The sequence below is a fragment of the Herbaspirillum sp. 3R11 genome, assembly GCF_004563925.1.
In the GTDB taxonomy this organism is placed as follows: Bacteria; Pseudomonadota; Gammaproteobacteria; order Burkholderiales; family Burkholderiaceae_D; genus Herbaspirillum.
On the sequence record NZ_SPNJ01000003.1, the window covers coordinates 577974 to 591040 of the forward strand.

A 13067-nucleotide genomic window follows, 5' to 3' on the forward strand; every position below is an offset into this window, starting at 1 on the left:
ATTGACATGCCCGATATCGACACGCAGCAACGCAAGAAGCGAGACGGCGACAAGGCCGGCAAGATCGTCGCCGGCGCGGTGCTGGCGACCGGACTCGGGCTGCTGTTTGCCGGCCTGCGCCGCAGGCATACACAACGGCCGCAACAGCCGCAACAGCCGAAACGGTCGCAGCGGACCGCGTCACCCGCTGCCGCACTGCCCGCACCGCGTCAGCGTCCTCCTGCAGCCGTCAGGAAAGCCGCCCATCCTCGCAAATCCAGCTTTCTCGAACAACTCGCACCGGTGCTGACCACGGTGCTGCCGATGATCGCCTCGTGGCAGGCCGAACAGGGCAAGCGTGCGGCGCACGCCTCGCTGGAGAAGACCCGCGAATCCGCGGCGCTGGTGGAGGCCGCTGCGGCCCTGAACGCAGAGTCGTCGCAGTTGCATCCATCCGACGGCGGCATCGTCAAGATCCAGCCCGGACCGTGGTGGAGCCAGGCATGGCAATTCGTCCATGCCGCCGTCAACGCCTGGCTCGACAACTTCGCGCCGAGCATGGGCGCAGCGATCGCCTACTACACCATGTTTTCGATCGCGCCGATCCTGATCATCGCGATCGCCATCGCCGGCATGATCTTCGGCCAGGATGCCGCGCAGGGAGAAATCGTCGAGCAGATCCGCAGCATCGTCGGCACCGACGGCGCCATCGCGGTGCAGGTCTTGCTGAAGTCGGTCAGCACGCGCTCGGATGGCGTGATTGCCACGGTGCTCAGCGTGATCACGCTGGCGGTCGGCGCCACCGCCGTGTTCGCCGAGCTGCAGAGCGCACTCGACCGCATCTGGAAAATGCCCACCGTGGCGCGCCAGAGCAGCATCTGGACGCTGGTGCGCACGCGCCTGCTGTCGTTCGGTCTGATCCTCGGACTGGGCTTCATGCTGATGGTGTCGCTGGTGGTCAGCGCCGGGCTGGCGGCCCTGGGGAAATGGTGGGGCGACTGGTTCGAAGGCTGGACCATCGTCATGCACGTGGCCAACTTCGTGATTTCGTTCGCGGTGTTCACCGTGCTGTTCTCGGCGATCTACCGCTTCATGCCGCGCGTGAGCCTGTCATGGCACGACGTGCGCATCGGCGCGATGGCGACCACGGTGATGTTCATGATCGGCAAATACCTGATCGGCCTGTACCTCGGCAGGACCGGCATGAGTTCCGGCTTCGGCGCGGCAGGATCGTTTGCGCTGCTGCTGGCGTGGATCTATTACTCGGCGCAGATTTTCCTGCTCGGCGCCGAGTTCACCTGGATCTATGCCAACAACTTCGGCTCGCGCCAGCCGCGCATTTAGAGCGGCTAACAAAACGCCGCTAGCGGCGTTGCACCTCCCGGTTCAACTTAACTGAGGTACTCGCGTACTGTCTTCGTCGGCGCGCCTTGCTATCGACGTTTTGTTAGCCGCTCTTGACTATCTTTATACGGCCCAGCGTTGCGCCAGTGCCGCCAATTCAGACTTGGCGCGTACCAGCGCCGCTTCGCGTTCCTGCACGGCGCTGAAGGTCAGCGGCTGGGCATCGACGAAGGTCGGCGACGGCACGCCCATGAAGGCAAACGCCGCGCGCAAGGCCGGTGTCAGCGCATCCATGCCCGCCAGCGGCGAACCGGGACGCAGATCGGCGCCGCGCGTGGTCAGGAACAATACCTTTTCCGGCGCCAACTGACCCTGATAGGAACCGTCGGCACCGACCTTGTAGGTCAGGTCGGTGCGCACGATGTTGTCGATGAAGGCCTTGAACACGGACGGCATCGAGAAGTTGTACATCGGCATGGCGAACACGAAAGCGTCGGCATCCAGCACGCGCTTGCACAGCGCATCGGAGGCTTCCAATGTCTGCTTCATGGCCGGCGTACGATCCGCGGCCGGCGTGTAGGTGGCGACGGTGAAGGCTTCGCTGACGTGTGCCGGCGTGTCTGCGGCGACGTCGAGGTAGTCGACTTCCAGAGCCGGGATCTGCTGCTTGAGCAGATCGATGAAGTGACGCGAGAGCGCGCGCGAGTTGGACCATTCGCGCTTGGCGCTGGCGTCGACGTGAAGCAATTTCATGAAGCTGTTCCTTTGTTTCTTTATTGGACAGGGATGATGGGAGTGATGGCTTTGCCGAAACGCATGGAGCTGGTCAGCAGCCCCTGCCGGAAGTAGAAGCGTTGCGCCAGCGCATTGGCCAGTCCGGTGTCGAGCGTGAGCCGCACACAACCGGACTGCGCAGCAACTTCGCCGAGTGCATCCAGCAAGCGCGCGCCGCATTGGCTGCCGCGCGCCGCTTCGGTGGTGATGAGGTCGTCGACGTAGAGGAATTTTCCGTAGACCAGGTTCTCTTGCAGGCGATAGCCGGCCAGCGCGACCGGCTGGTCGTCCTGCCATTCGGCCAGCAGGCGGTAGCCTTCAGCGGCCTGGCGCGCCACGCGTTCGAGGAATTCCGCTTCGCTTTGCAGGTGCGGACGCAACTGCTTCATGACGGGATAGCAGGCGCGCAGCGCTTCCGGCGTATCGGCATGGCGCAGGACGGCGGGACTGTTGGACATGGAAATCCTTCCGGGCAGAGTAGACAAGCCTGCATGGTAAGGAAGGTTTGGCACAACCGACAGAGCCAAGAAGCACAGATTTCACTGGGACAAGGGACGACCGTCAATCCGTCGCCTCTGTCCGATCCTGCTGCCTTTACATCGACGTCGCCGAACGCGCCGCCTGTTCATACAGCCCCGACAGGATGCGCAGGAAGCGCGCCAGCTCCTCCAGCTCGAAGCTCTCCGCCTCATCCCCGGTCAGGCCGGACACCAGCAACTGCTCGCGGATGTCGTAGTAGCGCTTGCAGATGTCCTGCCCGGCCTCGTTGGTCGAGTACAGTACTTCCTTGCCGCGCTTCTCGGTGTTGACCAGGCCCAGCGAATGCAGCTTCTTGAGCGAATAGTTGACCACGTGCGTGTCCTCGATGTTGAGGATGAAAGAAATGTCGGCCAGTTTCTTCTCGCGCGCGCGATGGTTGATGTGATGCAGCACCAGCACGTCGGTGGCGGTCATGTCCTTCATGCCTGCGGCGGAGATGCAACGCACCATCCAGCGGTTGAAGGCATTGCTGGCGATGATCATGCCGAACTCGAACTCGCTCAATTCCTTGCTTCTCCCTGATGCCAGGTGCAACGACGATACGATGGGAACCTTGGCGACGTTTTGCGCGAAGGTGGCCTTTACGTTTTTCTTTGCGGTCGACATGGCGCTGGCTCCTGATATGAAATTCTGGCGGGTGCAGGATCGGCATGTATCCCGCCGATACCGATGGTCTGGATATCGCCGGGCGCCTCGATCTTGAAGATCGACACCGCGCGGCCCAGCGCCATCGACTGGTCATGCATGCTTTGCGCGGCGGCGGCGGCCTGTTCGACCAGCGCCGAGTTCTGCTGGGTCATGTCGTCGATCTGTTCGATGGCGTCGTTGACCTGGCGGATGCCGGCGCTCTGCTCATCGCTGGCGGCGGAGATCTCGGTCATGATGTCGGCCACGTGTTTGACGCTGCGCACGATGTCCTGCATGGTGGTGCCGGCCTGGTCCACCAGCGTGCTGCCGGCGTCGACTTTCTTGACCGAGTTCTGGATCAGTCCGGCGATTTCCTTGGCGGCCGAGGCGCTGCGCTGCGCCAGTCCGCGCACTTCCGCCGCCACTACGGCGAAGCCGCGGCCCTGTTCGCCGGCCCGAGCCGCTTCCACTGCGGCGTTCAATGCGAGGATATTGGTCTGGAATGCGATGCCGTCGATGACGCCGATGATCTCGACGATCTGGCGCGAGCTGTCCTTGATTTCGCGCATGGTGTTGACCACTTGCGTGACCACGTCGCCGCCCTGCGTCGCCACTTGCGAGGCATTCATCACCAGCTGGTTGGCCTGGCGCGCGTTCTCGGCGTTGTGGTTGACGGCGTCGGTCAGCTCCAGCATCGAGCTGGCGGTTTCTTCCAGCGTGCTGGCCTGCAGTTCGGTGCGCGCCGACAGGTTGGCGTTGCCGTCGGCTATTTCACGGGCAGCCACCGAGATGGCGTCAGAGCCGTCGCGCACTTGGGTGACGGCGTTGACCAGGCCGTCGCGCATGCCTTGCAGCGCAGTCAGCAGTTTTCCGGTTTCGTCGTGGGCGCTGTTCTCGACACGCACCGACAAGTCGCCGCCGGCGACGCGCTCGGCGATGTTGATGGCGGCGTTCAACGGACGCGTGATGCTGCGCATGACCGAATAGCCGACCAGCACCGCCAGCAGCGAGGCGATCGTCGCCATCGCAATCATCAGCACGCTGGCCGCGCCGGAGACACGCTCCGCTTCCTGGCCGGCCTGCTCCATGCCGCGCCCCTGGAAGGCGATCAGGTTGTCGAGCGCCTTGAAGTACGCCACCTGGTAGGGCGCGATCTCCGGCAGGATCAGGTCGCGCGCCTGCTCCACCTGGCCGTCCTTGACTGCCGCCAGGAAATTGTTGAGCACCGGCGTGTACTGCGCACGCGCCGCGTTGACGGCGTCGAGCATGCGCTTGCCTTCGGCGGATGGCGTGTCGCGCGCAAAGCGCTTGAGCGTCTCGTCAATGACGGCGCCGGCGCGGGTAATTGCATCGAGCTCGCCCTTGATCTCGTCGACGGTGCTCATGAACAGCAGGTTGCGCATGCTGCGCGCGGTTTCGTCGAGCGCACCCTTGACCGTGTTGGCCATGACCGTGCGCGGATAGAAATCGTTGGCGATGCTGCGGATGTTGCCGTTGATCTGGTTGAGGCGGTAGACGCCGATCACGGTCAGGCCGAGCATCAGCAGGATGACCACGCCGAACCCGAGGCCGAGGCGTTGTCCGATTTTCAGGTGAGACAGTTTCTTCATTTTCCACCCCTCAATGTTCACGACAAAAATACGCGTTGGTACAGGTCCGCCTGGCCGACGGCTTTCCTCAAGAAAGAATCGGCCGCTTGCGGCGGGGATATGAAAATTCGCGGCCCCGCCGCAATCGGCAAATCTCAAAGCCGCCGGCAATCAGGCCCGGAGGACTACGCCTGAAGACAAGTGTTTTTCCAGGAACCACTTGCCTTCAGGACGCAGCCGCCGGAAGAACGCTCAGAACGTGTGGCGGATGCCCATGTTCCAGGCGCTGTTGCCGCTACCTGCCTCGATCGAGCTGCCGACTGTGTACGGCGCGCCGTTCTTGTTCTTGATGTGGGCATACATCGCGTACAAGTCGGTGCGCTTGGACAAGGCATAGCGATAGCCGAGTGCGAACTGATCCGCATCCTGGTTCAGCGCGGTCTTGTCATTCTTGCGAATGTAGGACGCCAGGAACGTATGCTGCACACCGAACGGCACCGTCACGCCGACCAGGATGTCGGCGCTGTCGGTGGACGCCACGATCGGCGTGGTGCCGTACGGGTTGACGGTGTTGCGCAGCGGCGAGCTGTTGAGACCCTTGTTGATGCCGTACGCGGCGTGCAGCTTGACGGGACCGAAGTTGTAGGTCGCGCCGAGCAGCGTGCTGCGGCCGGAGCCGGTCTGGGTAGTCACCGTGTCGTTGTTGCGGCCGTGGAAACCCAGGCGCACGTTCAACGGACCGTTGGCATAGCCGACGGCTGCGCCAATCTGGCTGGCGGCCTTGGTGCTGCCGGCGGTTTCGCCGAAGCCGTAAGCCAGTTCACCGGTCACGCCGCCGAAGTTGGGCGAAGCGTACTTGATGGTGTTGTCCATGCGGCTGGCGCCGTTGCCGGTGTTCGGCATCAGGTTGGCTGCGTCGCCGGCGTAACCGGTGCCGAACGGATCAACAGCAGACAGCACCAGGTATTGCGGCGTGTACTGGCGACCGGCAGTGACGGTACCGAAACCGCCGCCCAGGCCGACATAGCTTTGACGGCCGAACAGCAAGCCGCCCTGGCCCAATGCGCCGGTGTCGTTCTGGAAGCCGGTTTCGAGCAGGAACAGCGCCGACATGCCGCCGCCCAGATCTTCCGTGCCTTTGAAACCGATGCGCGAACCGCCGCTGATGCCGCTGGTCAGTTTGGTGACGTGACCTGCTGCGCCGCCGCTTTCGACCACGATGCCGGTGTCGATCAGACCGTAGATCGTGACCGACGACTGCGCCTGGACAGGCGCGGCCTGGATGCCGACTGCGGCAAACGCCGCTGCAGCCAAGACTTTATGTTTCATTGAAACTCCCCGATAGATGAAATTGCATCAAACCCAATAAACCGCGTACCGGCCAAATGTTGTGCGCGCCCTCCTGCTGGCCGGCATGCGCCTGCTCTCTGCGGCGCCGGGACAATGGCCGTTGTCCCGGCGCGTTCAAAGAGAACTCCTGGACGCGCAGCCTTGTTCCCCTTTTCAGCTGCGCGTCGCCATTCTTTTTCCTGCTTTTTCTGTTTCTTGCTTTTGCTTCTTGCTATGCCGTCAGCCGCTCGCGCGGCAGCTCGAACTTGTTGCTCCTGAATTCCTTGAGGAAGGCGAATGCCGGACTGCTGTCGCCGATGAAGCCGAACGACGAATCCAGCACGCGCGGCGGCAGCCACGGATACGGCAGGAACGAATGCAAGGTCGTCAGCAGGTCGCCGGCGACGTCGGCCATCAGCATCATGTGGTCGATGCGGATGTGCATTTCGCTGGCGCGCCACAGCTCTTCCGGATGCTGGTTCAGTTGCCAGTTGTAGTAACCGCGTCCGATGCGCAACGACGCGGTTTCTTCCTCGCGCATCAGCACCAGCCACGGCAGTTGTTCGATGCGGCCGTTATTGACGTCCAGCTCGTCGCACACGTAATAGGTGCGGCAATGCGTGAAGCGCTTGGCGAAGTCGGTCACCAGCGTCTGCGCGATGCCGTCGGCGCCGACCACCAGCGGCGGAAACGCCACCGCGTTGGCCGAGGTCGAAATGCTCAGCACCGCGTTCGGTTCGTAGATGTCATGGATCAATGAAGGACAGCATTTGTCTTTTGCATAGACGTACGCTTCCAACAGGGATTTATGCGTCAACATAAAATTCCTCGTTTCATGACGGGCGGGCCCGTCGCTATGGGATCTGCGCGCACCGCATTGCTCTGTGGTGCAGGCGCTTCGGATGGTGCTTACATGGCTATTCGTTGAGACGGTCGGTGACGAACATCTTGCCGGGTGCATGGGTGATGCAGAACGGCAGCTTGCTGAGTTCGGCAACGTATTGCGGCGTCACGCCGCAAGCCCAGAACACCGGCAATTCATCGTCCATGATCTCGACGGCATCGCCGAAATCCGGCCGCATCAGATCGACGATGCCGATCGCCTGCGGATTGCCGATGTGCACCGGCGCACCATGCACCTGCGGCAGGCGCGCCGTGATCTCCACCGCACGGGCGATGTCGCGGCTCTTGACCGGACGCATGCTGACCACCGCGTTGCCGGTGAAACGTCCGGCCGGCGTGCACGGCATATTGGTCTTGTACATGGCGACGTTGCGTTGCTGTTCGATATGGCGCAGCGGGATGCCGCCCTCGATCAGCGCGCTTTCGAACGAGAAGCTGCAACCGATCAGGAAACTCACCAGGTCGTCGCGCCAATACGTGGAGATATCGGCGACCTCCTGCTGCAGTACGCCATTTTCAAAAATCCGGTAACCCGGCGCGTCGGTGCGCAGGTCGGCGCCGGGTGCGCTGCGCGGCTCGAAACGGCCCGGCTCCAGCACTTCCACCAGCGGGCAAGGCTTGGGATTGCGCTGGCAAAACAGCAGGAAATCGAAAGCGTATTCGCGCGGCACGATCATCAGGTTGGCCTGCACGTGGCCGTCGGCATAACCGGCGGTCGGGCCGTCGAACGTGCCGGACCGGCACAGTGCGCGCAGGTCGGCGGCGGACAGCGCCGCGTCTTGGGTCATCTTCATGTGGGTCGTCATCACCTTACAAGCCTCCCAGGTAAGCCTTCTTGATGTCGTCGTTGTTCAGCAGTTCGCTGCCGGTGCCTTCCATCACGATGCGGCCGGTCTGGATCACGTAGCCGTAATCCGCAATCGCCAGCGCCTTGTGCAGGTTTTGCTCCACCAGCAGGATAGACACGCCCTTGGCGTTGACCTGCTGGATGGTGTCGAGCACCTTGGTCACGAACTTGGGTGCGATGCCCCACGACGGCTCGTCCAGCAACAACAGGCGCGGCTTGGCCATCAGACCGCGCGCAATCGCCAGCATCTGCTGCTCGCCGCCGCTCATGGTGCCGGCCAGTTGATGGCGGCGTTCCTTGATGATGGGGAAAGTCGCGTACATCTCTTCGATCGATTCGGCTATCTCGTGCTTGTCGCTGCGCGTGTAGGCGCCGAGTTCAAGGTTGCGCTGCACGCTCAGGCGGCCGAACAGGCGGCGGCCTTCCGGCACCAGCGACAGGCCGAGGCCGACGCGGTCGAACGGCGCCACCTTGCCGATGTCGGTGTTATCAAACACGATGCTGCCGGCGTCGACCTTGTTGAGGCCGGCAATCGCGCGCAGCGTGGTCGACTTGCCGTTGCCGTTGCCGCCCACCAGCGCCACCAGGCTGCCCGGCTTGACGTCGATATCGACTTTGGACAAGGCCAGCACGCCGTCATAGCTGGCTCGCAGATTTCTCACCTGTAGCATCATTCATCTCCCAAATAGGCGGCGATCACATGCGGATCGTTGGATACGTCGTGCGGCGAACCGTCGGCAATCTTCTTGCCGTAGTCGAGCACCACGATCTGGTTGGCGATCGGCATGATGCCTTCCAGCACGTGCTCGACGATCAGACAGGAAATGCCCTGGTCGCGGATCTTCAGCACCACGTCGACGGTCTCGCGCACTTCGGTCGGGTTGAGGCCGGCCATGACTTCGTCCATCAGCAGCAGCTTGGGCTTGACCGCCAACGCGCGCGCCACCGCCAGGCGGCGCTGTTCGCTGATGGTCATGCTGCCGGCCGGCTTGTCGGCAAAGCGGCCAAGGTTGACGAAGTCCAGCAGCTCCTGCGCGGTGCGCCGCGCCGCGCCAACGCCGCGCTCGTTGAGGAAGGCACCGACCATGACGTTTTCCAGCGCAGTCATGCTGGTGAAGGTGCGCGCCACCTGGAAGGTGCGGCCGATGCCGATGCGGGCACACTGCTCCGGCGACATGCCGGAAATTTTGAGATCCTCCAGCCAGATGTCGCCCGTGGTCGGCGGCGAGTAGCCGGCGATGCAGTTGAACATGGTGGTCTTGCCGGCGCCGTTGGGGCCGATCAGGCCGACGATCTCGCCGGCCTGGACCGTGAAGGAAATATCTTGGTTGGCGGTCAGGCCGCCGAATTTCTTGTAGACGTTTTCTACGCGTAGCAAACTCATTTCGTGTCCTCCTTGGCGGCATTTTCAGCCTGCGCCTTGATGGCCTTGCGGCGGGCGAACACGCTCTTGATGTAACCGAGGATGCCGTTCGGGTAGTACACCGCGATGACGATGATCAGTGCGGCGTAGATGATCAGGTCGGTGCCGCGGCCGGAACCGCCGAAGAAGGTGCGCGTGCCTTCTTCGATGGCGGTCAGCAGACCGGCGCCGACCAGCGGGCCGAACAGCGTGCCGATGCCGCCGAGAATCGCCACCAGCGCCATCTTGATCGACATGCCGGTGCCCAGCACCGAGGCCGGATCGATGTACAGTTCTTTCTGCGCGTACAGGCTACCGCCCATGGCGGTGAAGAAGCTGCTCACAGCGAATGCGATCTGCTTGTATTTGCTGAGACTGACGCCAAGGCTGCGGGCGGCGTCCGGCTCATCCTTGATGGCGCGGAAGTAGTAGCCGAGGAAGCTGCGTTCGATGATGAAGTTGGCCAGCAGCGTGACCAGCAGCAGGCCGAGCGCGATGTAGTAGTACGGCTCCTTTCCGGCGAAGATCATGCTGGCCCAGCCACCCTCGCCCATCGGGATCGTCAGGCCGACTGCTGCTCCTGCGAAGTCCCAGTTGGTGAAGACGATCTGGATGATTTCGGCGACCGCAATCGTTGCCATTGCGAAGTAATGGCCCTTGAGGCGGAAGCAGGACCAGCCAATCACCAGGCTGACCAGCGCCGCGATGACGCCGCCGACCACCATGGCGAACCACGGATTGACGCCGTAGACCGAGAACAGGATCGCCGAAGTGTAGGCGCCGATACCGTAGAAGGCGACGTGGCCCAGCGAGACCTGGCCGGCGTAGCCGCCGACGATGTTCCAGGACACGCCGATCTGCGCCGCCATCAGGATCAGGATCGCCAGGTTCTGGTGCGACGGGCTGGTGATGTACAGCGGCAAGGCCAGCGCCAGCAGCAGCAGCGCGACCAGCAGTCCGTGCGTTTTATTGAAGCCCGGAGCGGACGCGGTGGGCGTCAGCGGCAGGCTGGAAGTAGTTTTGAGCATGAGGTTTCTCTCCGAGTAATTGTGTGGTCAGGCTCAGGCCTTGCCCATCAAACCTTGCGGACGGAACATCAGCACTGTCAGGAACAGCACCAGCACGATCGCCATCTTGTATTGCGGTCCCAGGAACAAACCGCCCATCACTTCGATCACGCCGACCAGTACACCTGCAATCAGTGCGCCGACCACGCTGCCGAAGCCGCCCAGGTTGACCACCACGAAGGCGATGAGGATGAAGTTGGCGCCGACTTCCGGGAAGATCGGGAAGAAGGTCGACAGCAAGGCGCCCGCCACACCGGCACAGGCGGCGCCGACGCCCCAGGCCAGCGCGAACATCTTTTGCGAATCGATGCCCATCAGTTGTGCCGCCTCTTTGTCGGCGGCGGTCGCTTCCAGTGCGGCGCCGAGTTTGGTGCGGGTCAGAAACAGGTAGATCACACCGGTGACCACGATCGCGCCGAGGCCGGCGGTCAGTTGCGGCGAGCCGATCTGGATGCCGCCGAGCGAGACGTGGCCGGCGACCATGGAGTTTTCGATGGTGCGGAAGTCGGCCTTCCAGAAGAACTGCGCGATGCCGCGGAACAAGATCATCAGGCCGAAGGTCGTGAAGATCTGCGACACCATCGGCGCATTGGTGATCTTGCGGATCACCAGCTTGTACAGCAGCGCGCCCAGTCCGAACAGGAACAGCGCGGTGAGCGGTAAGGTAAAGATCGGATCGAGCGCATACAGCGCGAACAGCCAGAAGCTCGAATACATGCCGAACATCAGGAATTCGCCGTGGGCGAAGTTGACGATGTCCATCACGCCGAAGATCAGCGTCAAACCGATTGCCACGAGCGCATAAATAAGTCCGATCAACAGGCCGGACGCCAGGGTCTGCACCAAAATATCCCAAGTCATGAATTTCCCCTTTACGAACTATTTACGCGCCGTAAATACCCGCGATAAAAATTGAATCTGAAAAGGAAGGCCGCGCATTGTTGTTCTTGTCGCTGCGGCCTTCCGTCTGCCACCGGAAAGACTGATTGCTTGCTGCTTTTTACTTGCGCTGATCCCACTTCGGCATCGGCCACACGATGTCGCGCGTTGCCATGTCGAACGGCCACACGGTGTAGTACTTGCCGTTGATGATTTGCAGCAGGATGCCGGAGCTCAGCGTGTTCTGGCCGTGCTCGTCGAACTTGACGCCCTTCCACGGCATGATCAGCTTGTTGCCGGGGATGTTGGTTTCCGACAGCGCCTTGCGGATCGCTTCAGGATCGGTAGAGCCGGCGCGGTTGATCGCATCGGCCAGCGTCATCAGACCGGTGAAGGTACGCGACGAGTTGCCGGTGAAGTTGATCTTGAAGCGGGCGTTGAACAGATCGTTGACTTGCTTGATCAGCGGATTCTTGCCGGCCAGGTCAAGCGACCAGACATCGCGGGTGATGATGAAGTCGGCGTCCTTGCCCAGCGTCTTGACGAACTCGGTGTCGATGAAACCGGCGTCGTTGGCCAGGATCATGTCCGGCGTGAAGCCCAGTTCCTTGTACGTCTTCATCGACAGGATGGCGTCGCCCAGGTAGGAGGACTGCATCACCACTTGCGGTGCGGCGGCTTTGAGCAGCTGCACTTCGGAGGTCAGCTGGGTGCTCTTGGCCGGATAGACGATGGTCTTCACCAGATCGTAGCCGCGGTCCTTGGACAGCTTGGTTTCCAGCTTGGTGGTCTCGTTGCCCCACAGCGTGTTTTCGTTGAAGGCGCCGAGCTTGCTGATCTTGATGCCCTTCTTGGCTTCCAGCTCCTTGAAGAATTCATAGAAGTTGGTGACGAACAGGTCGTCGTGCGCCGTGGTGCGGAAGAACCACTTGAAGCCGCGCTGCGTCAGCGAAGCCGACGACGATTCCGGATTCAGGTAAGGCACCTTGTAGCGTTCCGCGACCTGGCTGGTGGTGGCGGTGACGTTGCTGAAGTAGGCGCCGACCACGGCGACGACCTTCTCCTGCGTGATCAGGCGTTCGGCTTCGGTGGCGCCGACCTGCGGGTTGCCTTGCGAATCGGCGAACACCAGCTTGATCTTGGCGCCCTTCAGGTTGGGCAGACCGCCGCCGGCCGAGAACGGCAGGTTGGGCACGCCCTTGGCGCCGTTGTTGATGATGTCGGCGGCCAGTTCCAGCGCGTCCTTCATTTCAGCGCCGGTGGAAGCGGCGGCGCCGCTCAGGGGATAGATGACGCCGATCTTGATTTCCTGCTGTTGCGCTTGCGCCGAGAAGGCGGCAACGCTGAAAGACACGGCCAGGCCGGCTTTGAAAACACGTTTGAAGACGAGACCTAACATGATGAGACGCTCCTTGTTGTATTGACTGACATCCAAAAATTCCTCCCACCGCAGACCGCTGCATGACATCTGCCGCACCCTGCCCGGGAGCTACCCAAAATCACCACAAAAACTTCCACCCCACCGCCATCGCAAAAGCGAAGGCTGTGTTGATCCACTCCAGGCCGGTTGCCCGACTGGACTTATGTGCTGGTGTTGCGCTGACTTCTATCGACTGCTTGATTCAGGTGACTCAGGATTCATGGCCTTGCCCCGCACTTGCGCTATTGCTCGCCGGCATTTCGCCGACGTCGGGGGCACGCTTGAAAATGGCGGCGGTGGTTGCGTTGGTTTGCACTTCACCGCGTTATGCGTCGTTCTTTCGCCATTTTTTGTCTCCTTGATTTTT

Annotated in this window: 13 protein-coding genes; 1 reads left to right on the forward strand and 12 read right to left on the reverse strand. The window is 62.0% G+C overall.

The features are described 5' to 3' along the window. Nucleotides 1-6: 6 nt before the first annotated feature. Nucleotides 7-1323 (forward strand): YihY/virulence factor BrkB family protein, encoded by a 1317-nt coding sequence (locus tag E4P32_RS16035; RefSeq protein ID WP_116434853.1) that lies wholly within the window; start codon nt 7-9, stop codon nt 1321-1323. A gap of 123 nt (nt 1324-1446) precedes the next feature. On the opposite strand, the gene E4P32_RS16040 is transcribed toward E4P32_RS16035, so the two are convergent. The 12 genes from E4P32_RS16040 to E4P32_RS16095 all read right to left on the reverse strand — a co-directional run bounded on the left by E4P32_RS16040 (nt 1447) and on the right by E4P32_RS16095 (nt 12679). Further along, nucleotides 1447-2076, reverse strand: coding sequence for an NAD(P)H-dependent oxidoreductase (locus E4P32_RS16040; protein ID WP_116434852.1), 630 nt, complete (start codon nt 2074-2076; stop codon nt 1447-1449). Nucleotides 2077-2096: 20 nt separating this feature from the next. After that, the gene (locus E4P32_RS16045) at nt 2097-2555 is read right to left on the reverse strand and encodes a GNAT family N-acetyltransferase (protein WP_116434851.1); all 459 of its coding nucleotides are present in this window, start codon (nt 2553-2555) and stop codon (nt 2097-2099) included. 136 nt (nt 2556-2691) lie between these two features. Beyond that, nucleotides 2692-3243, reverse strand: a complete 552-nt coding sequence (locus E4P32_RS16050; RefSeq protein WP_116434850.1) for a winged helix DNA-binding protein — start codon at nt 3241-3243, stop codon at nt 2692-2694. After that, nucleotides 3219-4874: a methyl-accepting chemotaxis protein gene (locus E4P32_RS16055; RefSeq protein WP_116434849.1), complete on the reverse strand. Its 1656-nt coding sequence runs from the start codon at nt 4872-4874 to the stop codon at nt 3219-3221. The genes E4P32_RS16050 and E4P32_RS16055 overlap by 25 nt, the downstream gene beginning before the upstream one ends. 231 nt (nt 4875-5105) lie before the next feature. Then, nucleotides 5106-6182: a porin gene (locus E4P32_RS16060; RefSeq protein WP_116434848.1), complete on the reverse strand. Its 1077-nt coding sequence runs from the start codon at nt 6180-6182 to the stop codon at nt 5106-5108. Nucleotides 6183-6414: 232 nt separating this feature from the next. Beyond that, a complete protein-coding gene (locus tag E4P32_RS16065; protein ID WP_116434847.1) occupies nt 6415-7002 on the reverse strand; it encodes a hypothetical protein in 588 nt (195 codons plus the stop codon). 97 nt (nt 7003-7099) lie between these two features. After that, nucleotides 7100-7879 (reverse strand): putative hydro-lyase, encoded by a 780-nt coding sequence (locus E4P32_RS16070; protein WP_199525646.1) that lies wholly within the window; start codon nt 7877-7879, stop codon nt 7100-7102. A 16-nt stretch (nt 7880-7895) separates the two neighbouring features. Beyond that, the gene (locus E4P32_RS16075; RefSeq protein WP_116434846.1) at nt 7896-8603 is read right to left on the reverse strand and encodes an ABC transporter ATP-binding protein; all 708 of its coding nucleotides are present in this window, start codon (nt 8601-8603) and stop codon (nt 7896-7898) included. Continuing rightward, nucleotides 8603-9316 carry an ABC transporter ATP-binding protein gene (locus E4P32_RS16080; RefSeq protein ID WP_116434845.1) on the reverse strand — a complete coding sequence of 238 codons (714 nt, stop codon included), beginning with the start codon at nt 9314-9316 and terminating at the stop codon, nt 8603-8605. The genes E4P32_RS16075 and E4P32_RS16080 overlap by 1 nt, the downstream gene beginning before the upstream one ends. Further along, nucleotides 9313-10362, reverse strand: a complete 1050-nt coding sequence (locus E4P32_RS16085) for a branched-chain amino acid ABC transporter permease (RefSeq protein WP_116434844.1) — start codon at nt 10360-10362, stop codon at nt 9313-9315. Before E4P32_RS16085 ends, E4P32_RS16080 begins: the two co-directional genes overlap by 4 nt. Nucleotides 10363-10395: 33 nt before the next feature. Further along, on the reverse strand, nt 10396-11262 hold the full coding sequence (locus tag E4P32_RS16090) for a branched-chain amino acid ABC transporter permease (RefSeq protein ID WP_116434843.1): 867 nt from the start codon (nt 11260-11262) through the stop codon (nt 10396-10398). A 139-nt stretch (nt 11263-11401) separates the two neighbouring features. Further along, nucleotides 11402-12679: an ABC transporter substrate-binding protein gene (locus E4P32_RS16095; RefSeq protein ID WP_116435303.1), complete on the reverse strand. Its 1278-nt coding sequence runs from the start codon at nt 12677-12679 to the stop codon at nt 11402-11404. Nucleotides 12680-13067 lie beyond the last annotated feature (388 nt).